Source organism: Pseudomonas sp. 1L-E-NC-VB-C3 (assembly GCF_057291535.1).
In genome coordinates this window covers 130,102-151,314 of sequence record NZ_JBXAWD010000003.1, presented here as the reverse complement: position 1 = coordinate 151,314, position 21,213 = coordinate 130,102, and the positions used below count along the sequence as shown (strand labels likewise).

11 protein-coding genes are annotated in these 21,213 nt (G+C 60.5%); 5 read left to right on the top strand and 6 right to left on the bottom strand.

The annotated features are described in order from the left end of the window. Window positions 1-6: 6 nt before the first annotated feature. Together AC0Z5Z_RS06275 and AC0Z5Z_RS06270 are read right to left on the bottom strand one after the other, a co-directional pair. Window positions 7-4,647 (bottom strand): NEL-type E3 ubiquitin ligase domain-containing protein, encoded by a 4,641-nt coding sequence (locus AC0Z5Z_RS06275; protein ID WP_485610877.1) that lies wholly within the window; start codon window positions 4,645-4,647, stop codon window positions 7-9. 3 nt (window positions 4,648-4,650) lie between these two features. Next, window positions 4,651-7,356 (bottom strand): hypothetical protein, encoded by a 2,706-nt coding sequence (locus AC0Z5Z_RS06270; RefSeq protein ID WP_485610876.1) that lies wholly within the window; start codon window positions 7,354-7,356, stop codon window positions 4,651-4,653. A gap of 229 nt (window positions 7,357-7,585) precedes the next feature. On the opposite strand from AC0Z5Z_RS06270, the gene AC0Z5Z_RS06265 reads away from it, so the two are divergent. From AC0Z5Z_RS06265 to AC0Z5Z_RS06250, 4 genes are all read left to right on the top strand, one after another. Next, entirely contained in the window at window positions 7,586-9,889 is a 2,304-nt protein-coding gene (locus AC0Z5Z_RS06265) for a YgiQ family radical SAM protein (RefSeq protein ID WP_016771932.1), read from the top strand. Between the two features lie 341 nt (window positions 9,890-10,230). After that, window positions 10,231-13,506, top strand: coding sequence for a transglutaminase family protein (locus AC0Z5Z_RS06260; protein ID WP_485610875.1), 3,276 nt, complete (start codon window positions 10,231-10,233; stop codon window positions 13,504-13,506). Window positions 13,507-13,594: 88 nt separating this feature from the next. Then, entirely contained in the window at window positions 13,595-16,081 is a 2,487-nt protein-coding gene (locus AC0Z5Z_RS06255) for a circularly permuted type 2 ATP-grasp protein (RefSeq protein ID WP_485610874.1), read from the top strand. Beyond that, window positions 16,081-16,971 carry a transglutaminase family protein gene (locus AC0Z5Z_RS06250; protein WP_056787573.1) on the top strand — a complete coding sequence of 297 codons (891 nt, stop codon included), beginning with the start codon at window positions 16,081-16,083 and terminating at the stop codon, window positions 16,969-16,971. The genes AC0Z5Z_RS06255 and AC0Z5Z_RS06250 overlap by 1 nt, the downstream gene beginning before the upstream one ends. Window positions 16,972-17,179: 208 nt before the next feature. Here the strand turns inward: AC0Z5Z_RS06250 and AC0Z5Z_RS06245 are convergent, their stop codons facing one another. Together AC0Z5Z_RS06245 and AC0Z5Z_RS06240 are read right to left on the bottom strand one after the other, a co-directional pair. After that, window positions 17,180-17,368, bottom strand: coding sequence for a hypothetical protein (locus tag AC0Z5Z_RS06245; protein ID WP_016771927.1), 189 nt, complete (start codon window positions 17,366-17,368; stop codon window positions 17,180-17,182). A gap of 68 nt (window positions 17,369-17,436) precedes the next feature. After that, window positions 17,437-18,024, bottom strand: a complete 588-nt coding sequence (locus AC0Z5Z_RS06240; RefSeq protein ID WP_024011379.1) for a cytokinin riboside 5'-monophosphate phosphoribohydrolase — start codon at window positions 18,022-18,024, stop codon at window positions 17,437-17,439. A gap of 342 nt (window positions 18,025-18,366) precedes the next feature. Between AC0Z5Z_RS06240 and azu the strand changes: the two genes are divergently transcribed. Beyond that, window positions 18,367-18,810, top strand: a complete 444-nt coding sequence (gene azu / locus AC0Z5Z_RS06235; RefSeq protein WP_353188273.1) for an azurin — start codon at window positions 18,367-18,369, stop codon at window positions 18,808-18,810. A gap of 157 nt (window positions 18,811-18,967) precedes the next feature. Here azu and nadE read toward each other — a convergent pair whose 3' ends face one another. Next, on the bottom strand, window positions 18,968-19,795 hold the full coding sequence (gene nadE / locus AC0Z5Z_RS06230) for an ammonia-dependent NAD(+) synthetase (RefSeq protein ID WP_056787583.1): 828 nt from the start codon (window positions 19,793-19,795) through the stop codon (window positions 18,968-18,970). Between the two features lie 4 nt (window positions 19,796-19,799). Continuing rightward, entirely contained in the window at window positions 19,800-21,023 is a 1,224-nt protein-coding gene (pncB, locus tag AC0Z5Z_RS06225) for a nicotinate phosphoribosyltransferase (RefSeq protein ID WP_460094296.1), read from the bottom strand. Between the last annotated feature and the right edge of the window lie 190 nt (window positions 21,024-21,213).

Genomic DNA, 21,213 nt, shown 5'->3' with positions numbered 1-21,213 from the left:
TCGGTTTCAATCGGCCGAAGCTGCCGTCTCGCTGCTTGCAGTTGTTTCGACTCCGTCACCGGGGCGAATTTCCTCGCGGGTCAGTGCCTGGATCAGCGTCGCTTCGCTGATGGCCAGCTGTGCTGTGACGTCATTGGTTTGCGCCTGATATTCGGTTTCGGTCAGGGCATTTGTCGCAGACTGCGCGTCCAGTGCGGCCTGTTTCTGTTGATAGGGCTGACGTGCGGCGTCGAACCGGGACGAGTATTTGTGCGTGATGAAGTCCTGCCAGAAATCCATCGATACCAGAGCCTGAAACTCATCGGGGGAGTCGTTCAAGGCGATGACCTTTCGGTAGGCCACTTCCAGCATCGGCGATGTGACGCCGGCCATGCCGATAAAGGACAGTGTCTGCGGCTGAAACGGTAACTGCAGCCGATCCTTGAGCCCAAAGCGGTAGGCCATCGTCATCTCGTGCGGGTCGCGCAAGCGCAGCTGATGGATATTGCGCTCCCTCGCTGAAGTTTGCGGATCGTCGACGATTGCCCTGCTCGCAGCGATTTCGGCTGCGGCCAGATCATCGACCTGTCTGAGTCTGAACAGGCTTCTGGACAGGTCCACCAATCGAGCACCATCGCCGTCTTGCCTCGCCTGCATTCGCGCCTTGTGCGTCATGGTCAGTACTTGCATGTCTGTAAACGTGGCAGCGGCAAGGTCAGTGCAGCCAGCCTCGCAGGCGCGATCAAAAACGTCTCTGCGCAGCGCACGTGTCTGCACGCTGTTCTCGCTGATCGCATCGACCACGTCCCAGATCTGTCGGCGGAAATCGGCATGGTGGGCGAGCTTGGAAATGATGTTGAAAAAGCCATCTGAGCCCACCTGTGCTTTGAGCCTGTTCAATTGCTCGGCGCGAATCATCGCCTCGTCTGCCGTCATGCCGACGGTCAACTGCGGATAGACCGAAACAGAGTTCGTTGCCACTGCTTGCGGGTGGGCTGCCGAAAGAGAAGTCGTCAGCAGGTTCAATGGATTGTAGAGCGATGCTGCGGAGCGGTTCAGCCATTCACCGTAGCCGGCCAGGCGTTCTCGTGTGTATGCGCTCAGGGGATTACCGCTTATCTGAGTGCCACTGTTGACCTGAATCGAATGCGTCAGGCGATCCGCTGCCGGTGCGACGACAAAGTCGGGCAGACTCGTGATCCGGTTGTCGTTCAGATGGACCTTGCCCAGCAGGGGCTGATCGAACAGTCCGGTTGGCCAGCTTTCGATGCCCGTATTGGACATGTCGACCTCGCGCATGTCAGTGATCGCACTGAAATCCGGGCTCACGCTCAAGTGCGGGTTGTCGTGAATCCACAAGGCCCTCAGAGTGGTTCTCCCGGCCAGTATCTGCGCGGTCTCGGCGGTGAGTTCCAGTTGATTGCCCTGCAGGAACAACCGCGTCATCCCGTGCATCTCGCCGATGGCCGGAGGGAGATCCCTGAGTCGATTGTTCGCCATGTTCAGCCAGCGCAAATGCCGGAAGCGGGTCAGGAAACCTTCCGGGGATTCGGTGAGATTCATGTTGTTGAGTTTGAGTGAGCCGACATGGCTGAAGTCGCTGCTCAGATCCGGCAGGGTTGGCAGTGTCAAACCGCTCAAATCCAGTTCAAGACCTATCGGCGTGCCGTCGAAGGCGTGTTGCTCGGGCGTTTCACGTCGCCAGCAACTGATGATCCGGTCACGTGCCTCGATGCGCTCATTGCGGGTTTGAGTGTTGGCGTGCAATTGATTGACGCGGATATAGCGCAGACGATTGCTGCCTCCGGAAAAAACCCAGTCATCCAACTGGTTTTTCAGCACGGCGAAATCCTGCTCGAGCGCCAACAGCCTGGTCGCGACAGTGCCCTTGTCTTGGCTCCAGATAAAATCCCGGCAGGCCTTGATGCTTTTGCCCGGAAACAGTCTTCGGTAGCGTTGCGCTCGCGAGTTCTCAGTATCGAATACGGCGGGGTGGGCTGGAGTCATCAACTCGGGATGCAGTTCATTGAGTCTTCGCCAGTAGCCATCGAACTTTCTCCAGTAAGGCGAAGGGAAGTCGTTGCCCTCAATCAGCGTGCGGTTGTTGATCCGCGCGACCACGGCCAATTGATCGGCAGGCGGGTTGATATGCGCGTCGGGGACGATGCGCAGTTTATTGTTGCTGAGGTCGACGCCGGTCAAGGTGGTCTTGTCAGCCAGCCCGAGGGGCCACTCGCTGATTCCGGTGTTCCTCAGCTCCAGTGTCTGCAGTCCGGACATCGCGCTGAAATCGGGCGGTATCTGCAGTGGGTTGTCAGAGAGCTTGACGGTAACCAGCTGATGCAATGCACTCAATGCACCAGCGCTGTGCTCATCGAGTTTTATCTGGTTTTCAGTCAGATTGAGGTGGGCGAGCCGGCTCATCCCGCTGATGGCTGCGGGCAATTTTTTCAGGCCGGAGCGGGTGATCGTCAGAATGTCCAGATCAGGCAACCGCGACAGGAACGTGTCGGCAGTGTCGGACCAGACGACGTTATTGAGGATGAGCATTTTCAACCGACTGAAGTCGGCAGTCAGTGACGGTAGCGGTCCGTTCACTGCTGGCAGCATGAGCGACGTCGATTCCTGGAGCCAGCAGTCCTTGATAGTCCGGGCAATGTATTCTGCCCGAAGCTTTTCCTGGCCGGCGGCGCTGGATGCTGCCGACGTGCTGTCGGCGACGTAAGCCTGCAGCTGTGCGTCGAGCACCTTGAACTCCTCGAAACGCCGGCTGATCGTGGCTTCTGCATCATCCCCCAGACCGATCAGGTATTCCCGGGCAGTTTGCGGGGTTCTCTCTGGATGCATCTGCAGCAGCATGGCGACTTCTGGAATGTCGCCATCAATCCGGAATGCAGCCGTGCGTGCGCTGGTGATCAGTGCCGGGTATTGCGCCGTAACCCGCTGCCAATAGACTTCCAGCCGCCGCCAATAACCGCTGGCGAAGGGATTGCCTTCGATCAGGGTGACGCGGTTGATGTTGGCGATGTCGAGCAACTGATCACTCGCCGGATTGATGATTGCCTGCGGAATTTCGCGCAATCGGTTGTCGCGCAGATCGATTGACTCTATCGCTAGCTGATCTCGCAGCCCCGTTGGCCATTCATCCAGCCCGGTGTTGCGCAGACTCACGGTCTTGAGCTGGAGCATGCCGCTGAAGTCCAGGGTCTTGCCCAGCGGGTTGTCCGACAGATCAAGGTTTTCCAGTTGGCTGAGCGAAGCCAGCTCGCCGGCGGTTTGCTCGCTCAGTTCAATGCGGTTCGCTCGCAGGTCCAGTTCCTTCAGGCCGGGCATCTGCGTGAGGTTCGCCGGCGGTGTATCGAGCGCCGAAGCGTTGATTTTCAAGCGCTCAAGGGCTGTGAACCGCTTGAGAAAAGTTTCGGAGCCCGCCGACCATGCCACCGCCTGCAAGTGCAGCGTGCGTACATGGCTGAAATCTGCCGAGAGCGCAGCGATGCCAACGCCGTCAAGATCCAGCTGCAGCGTTGTTCCCGTCTGCCGTTTCCAGCAACGCTTGATCTCTTGCGCGGCGCGCTCCACCGAGGGATGGGTCGCCCCGCCGGCCAGCGCACTGGTCTTCAGCCACGTCGCGAGTTCCAGCTTCAAGGTCTTGTATTCAGTCTCGACGCGGGTCAAGAAGCCTTGTACATCGTCGCTGTGGGGGCTCAGCAGCGTGCGGATCTGCTCGCTGTCCAGAGAGGGATAAAGTTTTCGCAGTCGCGATTGTGGCGTGCGCAGTCGGTTGAACGCGGTGTTGAGCCGTTCCCGCAGCCCCGGTGAAGCCGGTTGGTCGGGACTGCCACGCTGCATTCCGCCGGCTCCGCCGACTAAGATGCCTTGCCAGCCCTGACGGGCATCGAACACCACAGGCTCGGATCTGCCAGGGCGCGTAGCGCTGTAGATGTTGTCTACGTCGGCGGCGACAGGATCTTGCGGGCGAACGATGCGCATCACTTCGGCCAGAGGCGTCGATGCATCGGGATCGTGCAAGACCTGATAGCCGTGATTATCGATCACTGCATAGAGCTTGCCGTCATGGCGGTGCAGCCCGTCGCTGTCGGGTGAGCTGGTGCTGAAGTCGAGCGGCGTGCGAAACGCCTGCAGACGCGCCCCCGATAAAGCGAAGGTGCTTGGTTGCGAAAATTCCAGCGCATGCCATCGACCACTCTCGGGGTCGTGCAGCATCAGCGGTCCGGAGGGGATCGATTCACTGGCCAGCCTGGCGCGCCAGAGGCCGCTCTGCGCATCCTTGCCCACCTGCACGAAGCCACCATCGGTCATTTCCACGTAATGGCGGCCCTTGAATGTTCTCAGGCCTTCAGCGTCGGCATCGGGCAAGCCGATCGTTGCACTGAGCCGGTAATGCTCAGGCGGGTGGCCCACATGAGCGAAGGCGTCATGCATTGAAGCAATCGCCTGCACTGTGACGTTGGGAGCAGGAACGATTGCATCAGGATCGATACCGTCTGTGGGCCTGTTCGCGCGGATTGACGGGCCGCTCAACGTGGTCGGATCCAGGCCGGGGCGCGGGGTCAGGTTGAGGCGTGGCGGGGGCGTATCCATGGATGTGTCCGGTCGAATATGTGAATGACCGGGAAGCGTCACTTTCGACGGCGGTTTGCTTGGCATGTCTTACATTCCTTGTAGTCGTTGCACGGTAGCTTCTTCAGCGGAAGCTGCCGGCCTGTTCGGCGTCATTGCCTGAGGCTGTGTCATCGGGTGAGCGGAGGCGGCGGCGAGGTCGAAGATTTTCTGCGCTGTGCGTCCATCGAGATATTCGCGCCAGACAGGTTGATGCGGCCGCTGCGCCAGTTCTTCCCTGCGCTGCGATTGAATACCCCTGCTGCTTTGTTCAAGGGTTTTCAGATGCGCGCCGCGCACGTTGAAATTCAAGTCCGGGGAATCCTGTCTCGCATAATGAAAATGTGCGTGCCAGAGGGGATCGTGGGTATGTGCATCGGTGACTAGATAGATGTCGAGATATTGCCGGTCCGAACCCTTGCCACGTTTCAATCGGCTCTCGATTTTCCGGGCGTTCACGTGGCCCTTGTCGATCAGGTACAGCAGTCGGTCGACGTTCAGAACATGCTTGTCCTTATAGATTCGCAGGCGGATGGTTTCGCCCTCATTGCGCAGACGTTCACTGGCGTCCTGCAGGCGCCGAATCAGCGCGGCGGTCTCATCATGGGCCGGTTCCGCCCGCTGCAACTGCAACACGGTGTCATCCATTGCCCCGGCGCTGCTTTCGAGCATCTCGACAATGTTGTCCGGATGGTTTCTTTGCCGTTCTTCGTGGAGGGCAGCGCGGACATGCGCGTCGACACGGTCAAGGTGCCGAGTGGCTTCGGCAACCAATGACGGCAAGCTCCTCTGCGGCGTTGTCCGCGGCGAACGCCATTCACCGCGTCCTCGGTCATAGGTCTGTGACGGCTGCCTGGGATTGTGGAGGTCGCGAACCTCAATCACCTCTTCGTTTTGCGCGGTGCGTCGAGACTCGCCGACATTGAGCTTGTAGACGCCGTTTTTCTTTGCCCGAAAGATGAGCTTGGGCGGCGGTTGGAGACCGCTTCTGTCCTGGGCCGGAATGAACTCGAAATCAATGTTCTGCTGGTCGAACGTCAGCACCGGACGGTCAGCCTGATGGAGAAACTGGTTCAAGCGGCCTACCAGCGTCTGCTCGAATATTTCGATTTCCGCAGTGATCTCCCTGCGTGAAGTGGCGTGCTGCTCCCCCGGTGCCAGATCAAGGCGTTCGAACCAGTGGCGGATGGCTGTGCATTCCTGGAACAGGTTATTCAATACGGCAGGGTGGGAAACCTCGGGAACTGCGCCAAGCGCTCCGTAAACAAAGGTCACCTGACCAAAGCGGGTGGCCAGTTCCGATGCCAGAGGGGCGTTGCCGGCCGATTGTGGGGTATCCAGCATCAGACTTTTGGTCAGGACCCAGGAGGCAACAACGTTATGGGTGTCCATTGGTGAAAGAACATCCGCGCTGAACTCGTCTGGAGAGACCCGCCATTTGTTCACCAGATTGTCGGCGATTTGCTGGCGCTCTTTCAGATGACTCAGCATCCTGCCCAGAACGTTGACTGTTCGCGGCAGCCGCTCCGGGTCGAGGTCGATCATCGGACCCTCCAGGGCGTGGCGCGTCAAGCCGCATTCGATCAGTTGCTGATAGGCGAGCATCTGTTTTTTTTGCAGCCTGATTATGTTGTTCAGGTAAGCGTCCTGCTTCATGAAGCGCTTGATCGAGGATTTTTGCTCCTCGTAGTATTTCAGCGCCTTTCCAAGGTGTTTCAGTTCTTTGTGGCAGTGAACCTCGCGATCAAGCAGCGCCATTGTTTCGCGTCGAACGGTTTGCGCATGCTCTCCCTGCGCGTTACTCGCCTCCAGCCAGGCGTTTATCAGCTGTTCACGTTTATCCTGATCCTGCTTGATCCGCTTGTTGATACCCTCGAGTGCGACTGTCACCTCCAGATGCAGCCATAAGTCTGAGGGTCGCGCCGCTGCGCCTCTCGGCATTCCGGCTACACCTGTCAAGGAGGTTCCGCGCCAGCCGGATTGAGCGTTGAAAGTAATTGCTTCCGACCTGCCGGGACGTGATGCGACGTAAACGTTTGTCGCATCGGCGGCGATCGGATCTTCAGGGCGAACGATGCGCATCACCGCTCTGTGCGGTGTCGAGGCCTCGAGATCATGCAGAACCTGATAGGCGTAGCTCTCGATCTGCACATAGAGTTTGCCGTTGAAGCGCAACAGGCCATCGCCGTCCGGCTCGACCGTGCTGAAATCCAGATCGGTGCGAAACGCCTCCAGCCGGGTCGTGGACAAGGGGTAGGTGGAGGGCGCCGAGGTGTCGATGGGCTGCCAGAGACGGCTGTCGGTATCGAAGCGCAATAGCGGTCCCGACGCGTGCAATTCGCTGGGCAATTTTGCCCGGTAGAAACCGCTGGCCGAGTCCAGACTCACCTGTACGGTGCCACCCTCCGGTACCTGGACATACTGGCGTCCATTGAGCGTCGACATGCCTTCGGCATCGGCCGCCGGCAGCACAACCAGCGAAGTGATCCAGTAATCCTTCAAAGGGCGGTCGTGCACAAAGGCAACAGATTGCGCTACCGCCGCCGTTCTGACCGCCGCCCGCGCAGGCATGGGGATAATGTGGTTGAGCACGTGATCGATCGCTGTTGCGATCGTTGTCGTCGGGCGCGTGGGAATCCTGAGCCCCGACGTGCCATCGAAGGACAGGGGGAAACCAGGCCGGGTTAGCGAATAATCGGGTCGCGGATTATGGATCGAGACGGTAGTGATGCCTCTGATTGGCGGTTTGGGTGACATTGCCTGTCTTCCTTTACGTTGAATGCCCCGTTACTCCCGGGGGAGTGCTGCGGGCGGGCGGCTTCCTTGCCGTTTTGGTGCGTCGTACGCTCAGCGAAAACTCGTGATGTGTCGCGGGCTGGCTGCGCGAGACCAGCTCGCAGAGAAACCGACCACCGTCGTCGGAATTGGTCAAAATTTGTGCTATATTCCGCGCCCGCGATTTTTCACTTCAACACCGGTCGTCGACATGCAAGCAGCCAAGCCGTTATTTGACTATCCAAAATATTGGGCCGAATGTTTCGGGCCAGCGCCATTCCTGCCGATGAGCAGGGAGGAGATGGATCAGCTCGGCTGGGATTCGTGCGACATCATCATTGTTACCGGTGATGCCTACGTCGATCATCCGTCGTTCGGCATGGCGATCATCGGCCGGCTGCTGGAGTCGCAAGGTTTCCGCGTCGGGATCATCGCGCAGCCGAACTGGCAGTCCAAAGACGACTTCATGAAGCTCGGCGAGCCGAACCTGTTCTTCGGCGTCGCGGCGGGCAACATGGACTCGATGATCAATCGTTACACCGCGGACAAGAAAATCCGTTCCGATGACGCGTACACGCCCGGCGGCATGGCCGGCAAGCGTCCGGATCGCGCCAGTCTGGTCTACAGCCAGCGCTGCAAGGAAGCCTACAAGCATGTGCCGATCGTGCTCGGCGGCATTGAAGCCTCGCTGCGCCGCATCGCCCACTACGACTATTGGCAGGATCGCGTGCGCAACTCGATCCTGATCGACGCCAGCGCCGACATTCTGCTGTACGGCAACGCCGAGCGGGCCATTGTCGAAGTTGCCCAGCGCCTGTCGTGGGGCCACAAGATCGAAGACATCACCGATGTGCGCGGCACCGCGTTCATCCGTCGCGACACGCCACAGGGCTGGTACGAAGTCGACTCCACGCGCATCGACCGTCCGGGCAAGGTCGACAAGATCATCAACCCGTACGTGAATACCCAGGACACCCAGGCCTGCGCCATCGAGCAGGAAAAAGGCCCGGTCGAAGATCCGCAGGAAGCCAAGGTCGTGCAGATCCTGGCCAGCCCGCGCATGACCCGTGACAAGACCGTGATTCGTCTGCCGTCGATGGAGAAGGTGCGCAACGACCCGGTTCTTTACGCCCACGCCAACCGCGTGTTGCACCTGGAAACCAACCCGGGCAACGCCCGTGCGCTGGTGCAGAAGCATGGCGAGCTCGATGTCTGGTTCAACCCGCCGCCGATTCCGATGACCACCGAAGAAATGGACTACGTGTTCGGCATGCCTTACGCCCGTGTGCCGCACCCGGCGTACGGCAAGGAGAAGATCCCGGCCTACGACATGATCCGTTTCTCGGTGAACATCATGCGTGGCTGCTTTGGTGGCTGCACCTTCTGCTCGATCACCGAGCACGAAGGCCGCATCATCCAGAACCGTTCCGAAGAGTCGATCATTCGCGAAATCGAAGAGATCCGCGACAAGGTGCCGGGTTTCACCGGCGTGATTTCCGACCTCGGCGGCCCGACTGCGAACATGTACCGCATCGCCTGCAAGAGCCCGGAAATCGAATCCGCCTGCCGCAAGCCGTCGTGCGTGTTCCCCGGTATCTGCCCGAACCTGAACACCGACCACTCGTCGCTGATCCAGCTGTATCGCAGCGCCCGCGCCCTGCCGGGTGTGAAGAAGATCCTGATCGCCTCCGGTTTGCGTTACGACCTCGCCGTCGAGTCGCCGGAATACGTCAAGGAGCTGGTGACTCACCATGTCGGCGGTTATCTGAAGATCGCCCCGGAGCACACCGAGGAAGGTCCGCTCAACCAGATGATGAAGCCGGGCATCGGCAGCTATGACAAGTTCAAGCGCATGTTCGAGAAGTACACCAAGGAAGCGGGCAAGGAGCAGTACCTGATCCCGTACTTCATCGCCGCCCACCCGGGCACCACCGACGAAGACATGATGAACCTTGCTCTGTGGCTCAAGGGCAATGGCTTCCGCGCCGATCAGGTGCAGGCGTTCTACCCGTCGCCGATGGCCACCGCCACGGCGATGTACCACTCGGGCAAGAACCCGCTGCGCAAGGTGACGTACAAGAGCGACGGCGTGACCATCGTCAAGAGCGAAGATCAGCGTCGTCTGCACAAGGCGTTCTTGCGTTATCACGACCCGAAAGGCTGGCCGATGCTGCGTGAAGCGCTGATCCGCATGGGCCGCGCCGATCTGATCGGCCCGGGCAAGGATCAACTGATCCCGGCGCATCAGCCTGCCACCGACAGCTACCAGAGCGCCCGTCGCAAGAACTCGACGCCGGCCGGCAGCCACAAGGTCGCCAAAGAGAAGACCACCAAGATTCTCACCCAGCACACCGGTCTGCCGCCGCGTGCCAGTGATGGCGGTAATCCGTGGGACAAGCGTGAACAGGCCAAGGCTGCGGCTTTCGCCCGCAACCAGCAGGCGGCCAAGGAGCGCAAGGATGCGGCCAAAGGCAAAGGGCCGAAGCCGACACGCAAGCCGGTCGTGCCGCGCTAAACACTGCTTGAGCTGAACAGAACGCCAACCTTCGGGTTGGCGTTTTGCTGATCGTTCCCACGCTCCGCGTGGGAATGCCTCTGGCCTCTTCGCGAGCAGGCTCGCTCCCACCGGGGAACGCATTCCAAATGTGGGAGCGAGCCTGCTCGCGAAAGCGTCCGATCAAACACCGCAAGAATCAGCGTCCGCAACATTTGCGTGCAACTGAGTCCAAGCATTTCCTCGCATCGCCCGGTTTTGGTGCTGTACTGCCTTGAGCATTTCGCGAAAGCGCGCAAGCCTGTGCATGGCATAAGTCTTGCGCGCTTTCCCATACGCCCAAGGCTCGCAGGAGGCACGCCGTGTCGATTCATGTCGCATTGCATCACGTCACGCATTATCGCTACGACCGCGCTGTCGAACTCGGCCCGCAGATCGTCCGCCTGCGCCCGGCGCCCCACAGCCGCACGCGAATTCTTTCCTATGCGCTGAAAGTCTCGCCCGAGCAGCATTTCATCAACTGGCAGCAGGACCCCCAGGGCAATTACCTGGCACGTCTGGTGTTCCCCGAAAAAACCGCAGAGCTGCGCATCGAAGTCGATCTGGTCGCGGAAATGGCGGTGTTCAATCCCTTCGACTTCTTCCTCGAACCGTACGCCGAGAGAATTCCGTTCAGCTACGCCGCCGATGAACGCAAGGAGCTGGCGCCGTACCTCGAAACCCTGCCGCTGACGCCAACGTTCAAGGCTTACCTGGACTCCATCGACCGCACGCCGCTGCCTGCGGTGGATTTTCTGGTGGCGCTCAACCAGCGCCTCAGCGAAGACATCGGCTACCTGATCCGCATGGAGCCCGGCGTGCAGACTCCTGAGCACACACTGCAACACGCCTCCGGTTCCTGCCGTGATTCGGCATGGTTGCTGGTGCAGCTGTTGCGCAATCTCGGTCTGGCGGCGCGGTTTGTTTCCGGTTACCTGATTCAACTGACCGCCGACGTGAAAAGCCTCGACGGCCCGTCCGGCACTGAAGTCGACTTCACCGACCTGCATGCCTGGTGCGAGGTGTATTTGCCGGGTGCCGGCTGGATTGGCCTTGATGCGACGTCCGGGCTGTTCGCCGGGGAAGGGCATATTCCGTTGGCCTGCAGTCCCGATCCGTCCTCGGCGGCACCGATCAGTGGTCTGGTCGAACCTTGCGAGACGCAGTTCAGCCATGAAATGTCGGTCGAGCGAATCTGGGAAGCGCCACGCGTCACCAAGCCCTACACCGATGAACAGTGGCGGGCGATCCAGGCACTGGGCCGGCAGATCGATGCCGACCTGCTCGAAGGCGATGTGCGCCTGACCATGGGCGGCGAGCCGACCTTCGTCTCCATCGACGACCCGGACGGCGCTGAATGGAACACCGCCGCACTGGGGCCGGACAAGCGTCGGCTGTCCGCCGAACTGTTTCAGCGCCTGCGCAAGCAATATGCACCGCAGGGGCTGGTGCATTTCGGCCAGGGCAAGTGGTATCCCGGCGAGCAATTGCCGCGCTGGTCGCTCAATTGTTACTGGCGCCGCGACGGTCAGCCGATCTGGCACAACGACGCATTGATCGCCGACGAACAGCAGGACTATGGCGCCGACGGCGAACTGGCCGGACGCTTTCTCGCCAGCGTCGCCGAGCGTCTGAAGTTGCCTGCGCGCTTCGTCTTCCCGGCTTACGAGGATCATCTCTATTACCTCTGGCGCGAGGGCGCGTTGCCCGGCAACGTCAGCGCCGAAGATTCGCGTCTGGAAGAGCCATTGGAGCGCGCGCGATTGCGCAAGGTCTTCAGTCAGGGCCTGAACAAGGTGATCGGCCAGGTGCTGCCGCTGGCGCGCACGGCCAAGGGCGATCAATGGCAGAGCGGGCGCTGGTATCTGCGTGACGAGCACTGTCGCCTGGTGCCGGGGGATTCGCCGCTGGGTTACCGCTTGCCGCTGGCCTCGCAGCCGTGGGTGAAAGCGGCGGAATATCCGTTCATCTATCCCAACGATCCGAATCAGGACTTCGCTGAACTGCCGGATCCGGCGCAGCTCGGTGTGCACGGCGAACCTGCTGCGCTGGATGAGCGGGTGCCGAAAATCGATGAGTCCGCCGACTGGCTGACCCGTACCGCATTCTGCGCCGAGGCCCGCGAAGGCCGGCTGTATCTGTTCATGCCGCCGCTGGAGCGGGTCGAGGATTATCTGGAACTGGTCTCGGCCATTGAGGCCACTGCCGAAGAATTGCATTGCCCGGTGCTGCTGGAAGGCTATGAACCACCAAGTGATCCGCGCCTCAGCAATTTCCGTGTCACTCCGGACCCGGGCGTGATCGAGGTCAACGTGCAGCCATCGGCAAGCTGGGACGAGTTGGTCGAGCGCACTGAGTTTCTCTATGAACAGGCACGGCAAACCCGCCTGACCACCGAAAAGTTCATGATCGACGGGCGCCACACCGGTACCGGCGGCGGCAATCATTTCGTCCTCGGCGGCGCGACACCAGCGGACTCACCGTTTCTGCGGCGGCCGGATCTGCTGCGCAGCCTGATCAGTTACTGGCACAACCATCCTTCGCTGTCGTACCTGTTTTCCGGGCTGTTCATTGGTCCGACGTCCCAGGCTCCACGGGTTGATGAGGCGCGCAATGACGCCTTGTACGAACTGGAAATCGCCTTTGCGCAAATGCCGGAACCGGGCGAGGAATGTGCACCGTGGCTGGTCGATCGACTGCTGCGCAATTTGCTGATCGACGTCACCGGCAATACCCATCGCGCCGAATTCTGCATCGACAAACTGTATTCACCGGACGGCGCCACCGGGCGTCTTGGCTTGCTGGAACTGCGCGCTTTTGAAATGCCGCCCCATGCGCGCATGAGTCTGGCTCAGCAGTTGTTGCTGCGGGCGCTGGTCGCGCGGTTCTGGCGCGAGCCTTACGCGCCGGCGAAACTGGCGCGCTGGGGCACCGAGCTGCACGACCGCTTTCTGCTGCCGCACTTTATCGAAGAGGATTTCGCCGACGTTATCGTCGAACTCAACAACGCTGGCTACCCGTTGCGCGCCGAGTGGTTCGCGGCGCATCTGGAATTTCGTTTTCCCAAGGTCGGCGACTACGCCGTCAATGGCATCGAGCTGGAGCTGCGTCAGGCGCTTGAACCTTGGCATGTGCTGGGCGAGGAGGGCTCGGCGGGCGGCACGGTGCGCTACGTCGATTCATCGCTGGAGCGCTTGCAGGTCAAGCTCAACGGCCTGCCGCCACAGCGCTATCTGCTGACCTGTAATGGCGTCGCGGTGCCGTTGCACCCGACCGGACGAGTAGGCGAGTTTGTCGCCGGGGTGCGCTTTCGGGCCTGGCAACCAGCCAACTGTCTGCATCCGACCATAGCGGTGCACGCACCATTGGTATTCGACCTGCTCGATACCTGGATGGGGCGTTCGCCGGGCGGTTGCCAGTATCACGTGGCCCATCCCGGCGGGCGCAATTACGAAACCTTGCCGGTCAATGCCAATGAAGCGGAGAGCCGGCGCATGGCGCGGTTTTTCCGCCTCGGACACACGCCGGGGAAACTTCCCGTACCCAAAGTAGAAATCAATGACGAGCTACCGATGACCATCGATCTGCGCCGTTTCTAGAGCCTACGCAACACGCGGATTTTTCGTATATCCGCGTGTCATGTGCCTGCGTTAGTCTGACCGTTCCCTGCTGTCTGCCGAGCTTTCCATGCCTGACCTGCTAGACCGCTACCCGCTGACCGCGGGCACCTATCACGAACTGCTCGACGGCAGCGGCGCGGTGCGCTCGCATTGGCGGCGCCTGTTCGATCAGTTGCAGCGCAGCAGTCCGGCGCAACTGGTGCAGCGCCAAGCCTTGCTGGCGCGGCAGATTCAGGAAAACGGCGTTACCTACAACGTCTATGCCGATCCCAAGGGCGCTGACCGGCCGTGGGAGCTGGATCTGCTGCCCCATGTGATCGCGGCAGATGAATGGCAGCAATTGTCCGCCGGCATCGCTCAGCGTGCGCGCTTGCTCAATGCAGTGCTGGCGGATCTGTACGGTCCGCAGCGGTTGATCAGCGAAGGCCTGCTGCCCGCCGAGCTGGTATTCGGACACAACAATTTTCTCTGGCCCTGTCAGGGCATTGCCCCGCCCGAATCAGCCTTTTTGCATTTGTATGCCGTGGATCTGGCGCGCACACCGGATGGTCGCTGGTGGGTCACTGCCGATCGCACCCAAGCGCCATCCGGGGCCGGCTATGCGCTGGAAAACCGCACCATCGTCTCCCGCGCCTTTCCCGATTTGTACCGGGATCTTAAGGTCCAGCATCTGGCCGGTTTCTTCCGCACCTTGCAGGAAACTTTGGCCCGTCAGGCACCGGAGGGCGATGACGCACCGCTGGTGGTGCTGCTGACACCGGGGCGGTTCAATGAAAGTTATTTCGAACATCTGTATCTGGCGCGCCAGCTCGGCTATCCGCTGGTCGAGGGCGGCGATCTGACGGTGCGCAATGCCACCGTTTACCTGAAAACCCTCAGTGGCCTGCGCCGGGTGCACGCGATCATGCGCCGCCTCGACGATGATTTCTGCGACCCGCTGGAACTGCGTACCGACTCGGCGCTTGGCGTCCCCGGTCTGCTTGAGGCGGTGCGTCAGGGGCGGGTGCTGGTGGCCAATGCGCTGGGCAGCGGCGTGCTGGAATCGCCGGGGCTGTTGGGGTTTCTGCCGAAGATCAATCAGTACCTGTTCGGCGAAGAACTGATCCTGCCGTCGATCGCCACCTGGTGGTGCGGTGAAGCGCCGGTGCTGGCGCAAGCGCTGGAAAAACTCCCGGAGCTGCTGATCAAACCGGCGTTCCCGTCGCAGAGCTTCGCGCCTGTTTTCGGCCGTGACTTGAATGAAAGCCAGCGCCTCGAGCTGGCGCAGCGTATGCAGGCACGGCCTTATGCCTACGTCGCGCAAGAACTCGCGCAACTCTCGCAGGCGCCGGTCTGGCAAGCCGAAGACGGTCATCTGCAACCCCGCGCGATCGGTATGCGCATGTATGCGGTGGCCAGCCACGACGGCTACCGCGTGTTGCCGGGTGGTCTGACCCGAGTGGCGGCCGACGCCGATGCCGAGGTGGTGTCGATGCAGCGCGGCGGGGCGAGCAAGGACACTTGGGTGCTCAGCGACCGTGCACCGAGCGGCGAGCAGTGGAAGGCGCAGCGCAATGTCGGCGTGCACGATCTGGTACGGCGCGATCCGTACCTGCCGTCGCGGGTGGTGGAGAATCTGTTCTGGTTCGGCCGCTACTGCGAGCGCTGTGACGACAGCGCGCGGCTGCTGCGCATCATGCTCACGCGTTACGTCGATGGCGATGATCCGCAGGCGCTGCAAGCAGCGGTCGATCTCGGCGAGCGGCTGGCGCTGTTGCCGGATGAGGGCGAACTGCCGGAGCGCCTGCTCGCTGCGTTGCTGGGCGAGGATTGGTCGTTCAGCCTGCGCTCCAACTTGCAACGCCTGCAATGGGCCGCCTCGCAAGTGCGCGGCAAGCTGTCCCGGGAAAACTGGCAGGCGCTGGTCGAATTGCAGCGCGAGGCGCTGGAGCTGGAAGTCGATGAACCGGACTTCGGCGAACTGCTGGATTTTCTCAACCGTCTGGTGATGTCGCTGGCAGCGCTGTCGGGGTTTGCGCTGGATGACATGACCCGCGATGAAGGCTGGCGCTTTCTGATGATTGGCCGGCGCATCGAACGCCTGCAATTTCTCAGCAGCAGCCTCGCCGCATTTCTGCGCGGTGCGGGTGCGTTCGATCAGGCGGGGCTTGAGTGGTTGCTGGAGTTGGGTAACAGCAGCATCACCTATCGCTCGCGCTATCTGGCGGTGGCGCAACTGATTCCGGTGCTCGATCTGCTGTTGCTGGATGAGCAGAACCCCCACGCGGTGCTGTTTCAGCTGAAACTGGTTACCCGCACGCTGAAACGCTTGAACGACGACTTCGGCGCACCTCGCGAAACTGCGCTGCCACAGTTGGTCGAACGTCTGTCGCGGTTTGATCTCGGTTGTCTGGAGAACCCGCTGTTCGGCAAATCCAGCGTACGTGCCGCGCTGGATGGTCTGGCCGATCTGTTGCAGGAAATCGCCGAAGCCAGCGGCCAGGTATCGGATCGTCTAGCCCTGCGCCATTTCGCCCATGTCGATGATGTCAGCCAGCGAACGGTGTCCGTGTGATGAGTGCTCAATATCAGATCTTCCACGACACCTGTTATCACTACGACAGCCCGGTTTCCCTCGCACAGCAACTGGCGCACCTGTGGCCGCGCGAATGCAGCTGGCAACGCTGCACCGAGCAGCAGTTGCTGATCAGCCCCGAACCGACCATGCGCCGGGATGAGCTGGATGTTTTCGGCAATCCGCTGACGCGGTTGGCCTTTGAGCGGCCCCATGACCAATTGCAGGTCAACGCCCGGCTGACGGTCGAAGTGCTGGCGCGCCCGGCGCTGGATTTCAATCAGTCGCCGGCGTGGGAGCAGACCCGCGATGCGCTGACCTACAGCAGTCAGCCGTTGTCCGCCGACTTGCTCGAAGCCTGTCGCTACCGGTTCCAGTCACCTTATGTGCATTTGAAGCGCAGCTTCGTCGAGTTCTCGCAAAGCTGTTTTCCGCCAGGGCGACCGTTGCTGCTCGGCGTGCAGGCGCTGATGCAGAAGATCTTCAGCGAATTCACCTTCGATGCCGAAGCCACCCAGGTGGCGACGCCGCTGGTGGAAGTGCTGGAGCGTCGACGCGGCGTGTGTCAGGACTTCGCTCATCTGATGCTGGCCTGTGTGCGCTCGCGCGGTCTGGCGGCGCGTTATGTCAGCGGCTACCTGCTGACCCAGCCGCCGCCGGGACAGCCACGCCTGATCGGCGCCGACGCCTCGCATGCGTGGGTATCGGTGTTCTGTCCGGTATCGGGCTGGGTGGATTTCGATCCGACCAACAATGTGCAGCCGGCGCTGGAACACATCACGCTGGCGTGGGGAAGGGATTTCTCCGATGTGTCGCCGCTGCGTGGGGTGATTCTCGGTGGCGGTAATCACGACCCGGAAGTGCGGGTTACGGTGATGCCTCAGAATTGATGAGTCTTCAAATGTGGGAGCGAGCCTGCTCGCGAAAGCGTCAGGTCAGCCAATACATTTGTAACTGATACGCCGTTTTCGCGAGCAGGCTCGCTCCCACAGGGATTTTGGTGTGTCAGAGAAAGCAGGGCTGTGAGGGCCGGCAGTAAAACCGCCAGCCCCGTCACAAATCCGCAGGGTCTGATTCGATCATCAAACCCGGTGGGGCTCAGGCGTCGGGCGTCTGATCTTTCGGTGCATCGGATGCATCAACATCATCATCGGTCGCCACTTCACCGTCAGGGTTCAGTGCCGCTTCTTCAGCGGTTTGCTTCTTGCGCTGAAGCTTTTCCTCTTTCTTCTGTTCCTTTGCCAGGTCTCGTTGACGTTTGGCGAAGGAGTAATTGGGTTTGGCCATGGGCGATCCTCTGGGGTCGAAGGTGAGGTTGAGCGGCGCGTATTCTGCCCTGTATCGGTGTCCGGGGGTTAACCGGGTTTTTGGTCGACCCACTTGGGTGTGACGGTCGGCTGCCACTGATCGAGGGCGTCGAGCAGGGAATCTGGCGATTCGCTCACTTGCAGCATGTCACGGTGTGGCGCGCGAACGAAGCCTTCGCCGACGATATGATCGAGAAAAGCCGTGAGTTTGCTGTAGAAACCGTTCACTTCCAGCAGCCCCAAAGGCTTGCCGTGGTAGCCGAGCTGGCCCCAGGTCCAGACTTCGAACAGCTCCTCCAGCGTGCCGAGGCCGCCGGGCAGGGCAATGAATGCATCGCTGAGTTCGGCCATCCGCGCCTTGCGCGCATGCATGCCGTCGACCACTTCCAGGCGCGTCAGGCTCTTGTGGCCGATCTCTTTGTCCATCAGGCTTTGCGGAATGATGCCGATCACTTCGCCGCCAGCGGCCAGCGCGGCATCAGCCACAATGCCCATCAAGCCGACCGCGCCGCCGCCGTAGACCAGCGTCAGATTTCGCTCGGCCAATGCACGGCCAAGGGCCACGGCAGCTTCGGTGTAAGCCGGCACGGTACCGGCGTTGGCACCGCAAAACACACAAACGGATTTCAGCGACATGCGTTACTCCTGAGTCGATCAGGCGCACAGGGTAACGGCTGGCACGCTGCGCTCCAAGGACTAGACTTCGCGTTCAGGTGATTCAAAAGTACCGCTGGCGCCACAGGCGTAGGCGGCGAGCAAGCTGCATAACAGACCATTAAAGAACATGACTGGCACTCCGTTTCAGTAGGTGGGCCGATCATAGGGCTGGCCGTACGAAATGGCCGTTAGATTGTGTCGATGAGTGTCATAGCCTGAAAGTTGTATACAATTTTTGACTCAAGTCATATGAACTTGCGATGATTTCAGGCAGTCTTTCCACCACTAGTGTTTTTGTTAACCCTGCCTTGGAGATTCACCATGTTTTCCAAAGTTGTTGCGGTATCCCTGCTGGCGCTGGCCAGCAGCCAATTGATGGCTGCCGAGTGCAAAACCACCGTTGATTCCACCGATCAGATGACCTTCAACACCAAGGAAATCGTGATCGACAAGAGCTGCAAGACCTTCACCGTCGAACTGACCCACTCCGGCAGCCTGCCGAAGAACGTCATGGGCCATAACCTGGTGATCAGCAAAGAAGCTGACATGCAGCCAATCGCTACCGACGGCCTGGCAGCCGGTATCGACAAGAACTACCTGAAAGATGGCGACGCCCGCATCATCGCGCACACCAAGATCATCGGCGCCAAGGAAACCGATTCGGTGACCTTCGATGTGGCCAAGGTAGCTGACGGTGACTACGGCTTCTTCTGCTCGTTCCCTGGGCACATCTCGATGATGAAAGGCACTATCGTCGTCAAGTAAACCAGGCACAAAAAAAGCGTCCCCCCGGGACGCTTTTTTTGTGTAGGAGCTGCCGAAGGCTGCGATCTTTTGATCTTGATCTTCAAAGCAAGATCAAAAGATCGCAGCCTCGTTGCACTCGTCAGCTCCTACAGGCTCGTGCAGGCATTTCCATACCTCAAGGCGCAAACGGCATCACGCGCTTGTGATGAGTCTTGTTGTACGTGTCGACAATGATCTTCGCCGCCTCGTCCCGCACCGCTTCACCGTGCAGAAACGCATCGATCTCGGCATAGGTCACGCCATGCGCCGCTTCGTCCGGCTTGCCTGGCGAAAGATCTTCGAGGTCGGCTGTCGGGACTTTTTCGACCAGCGATTCCGGCGCACCAAAGCTGCGGGCAATGGCGCGCACCTGATTTTTCACCAAGCCACTGAGCGGGGCGAGGTCGCAGGCGCCGTCGCCGAATTTGGTGAAGAAGCCCATCACCGCTTCTGCCGCATGGTCGGTGCCAATCACCAGACCGCCCGCCACTCCGGCAATCGTGTACTGCGCCACCATGCGCATCCGCGCCTTGGTATTACCCAGCACGAAGTCCACCGACGCCGCCGGTTTGCCTTCGAACGCCGACACCTGAGCTGCCAGCGCCTTGACCGCCGGGCCGATGTTCACGGTGTGGATTTCGTCAGGGGCGATGCAGTCGAGCGAGGCCTTGGCGTCGTGCTCGTCGAACTGGGTTTCATACGGCAGGCGCACGGCGATGAATTTGTAGCGGTCGTCGCCGGTTTTTTCGCGCAGTTCACGTACCGCGCGCTGGGCCAGGAGGCCGGCGGTCAGTGAGTCGACGCCGCCGCTGATGCCCAGCACCAGGGTCTTGAGCCCGGAATTGACCAGACATTCCTGGATGAACGTCAGGCGCCGGGCGACTTCGGCCTGCAGGGCCTGATCGTCGGCGAACGGTGGTTGCACCTTGAGCTGCTCAGCAATCTCACGCTGTACGGCTTGCATGAATTCACTCCTTGCTAGATAGACTGGATTCGGCAGGAACCTGAAACACATGTCGCAAATAGGCGACGAAATTCGGATCTTTGCAGTGGGTCTTGCCAGGCTCGTCGGAGATCTTCGCCACCGGCTGGCCGTTGCAGGCGGTCATTTTAAGCACGATGCTCATCGGTTCGACACCCGGGATATCGCAGGTGAGGTTGGTACCGATGCCGAAGCTCACATTGATGCGACCGTGCAGCGCGCGGAAAATCTCTAACGATTTCGGCAGGGTCAGACTGTCGGAGAACACCAGGGTCTTGCTCATCGGGTCGATGCCGAGCTTGTGGTAGTGCGCGATGCACTTTTCGCCCCACGCCACCGGGTCCCCGGAGTCATGGCGCAGACCGTCGAAGAGCTTGGCGAAGAACAGATCGAAATCGCCAAGAAACGCATCGGTGGTGATGCAATCGGTGAGGGCAATGCCGAGCAGGCCACGGTACTCGCGCACCCAGCAGTCGAGCGCGGCGATCTGGCTGTCGATCAGACGCGGGCCTAGTTGCTGATGGGCCATGATCCACTCATGGGCCATGGTGCCCAGCGGTTTCATGTCCAGTTCGCGGGACAGATGCACGTTGCTGGTACCGACGAAACGCCCCGGGAAGTCATGCTTGAGGACGTTGACCACTTCGGCCTGCACGCCAAAGGAAAAGCGCCGGCGCGTGCCGAAATCGGCAACCTGCAGTTGCGACAGCTCATCGGCCGAGGCATTGGCGGTCAGCCAGTCGAACTTGCGATACAGCTGTTCGCGTGCCTGCTCCAGCGAAGTCTCCCGGTAGCGATAGCGGTTGCGCACTTCGCTGACGATCGCCAGCAGCGGCACTTCGTAGAGGATCACATGCAGCCATGGCCCGCGCAGACGGATGAACAGTTCTCCGCTCTCGATGCCGGTGTGCAGGTAGCGCAGGTTGAAGCGGAACAGGCCAAGGAAACGCAGAAAATCCGGTTTCAGAAAGCTGATGCGCTCGAGAAAACTTAACTGATCAGCACTCAGGCTCAGCTCGGCCAGACGCTCGATCTGGTGGCGGATCTCGGCCAGATAAGGGCGCAGATCCTCGGCATTGCGGCAGCGGAACTCCCATTCGACTTCGACGTTGGGGTAGTTGTGCAGCACCGCCTGCATCATCGTCAGCTTGTAGAAGTCGGTGTCGAGCAGGTTCTGCACGATGCGATCGGCAAACACACTCTCGCTCATAAACGGGTCTCCAGTTGCGCCGCGCCTGGCGCGGTCTATATCGATGGCGCTAGTGGCGCATATCGGCGGTGGGGATTGCCAGCATTTTTTCAGAGCGGCGCAGATCCACTGTGGGAGCGAGCCTGCTCGCGAATGCGGTGTGTCAGTTAAAGATGATGTGGCTGACCCGACGCTTTCGCGAGCAGGCTCG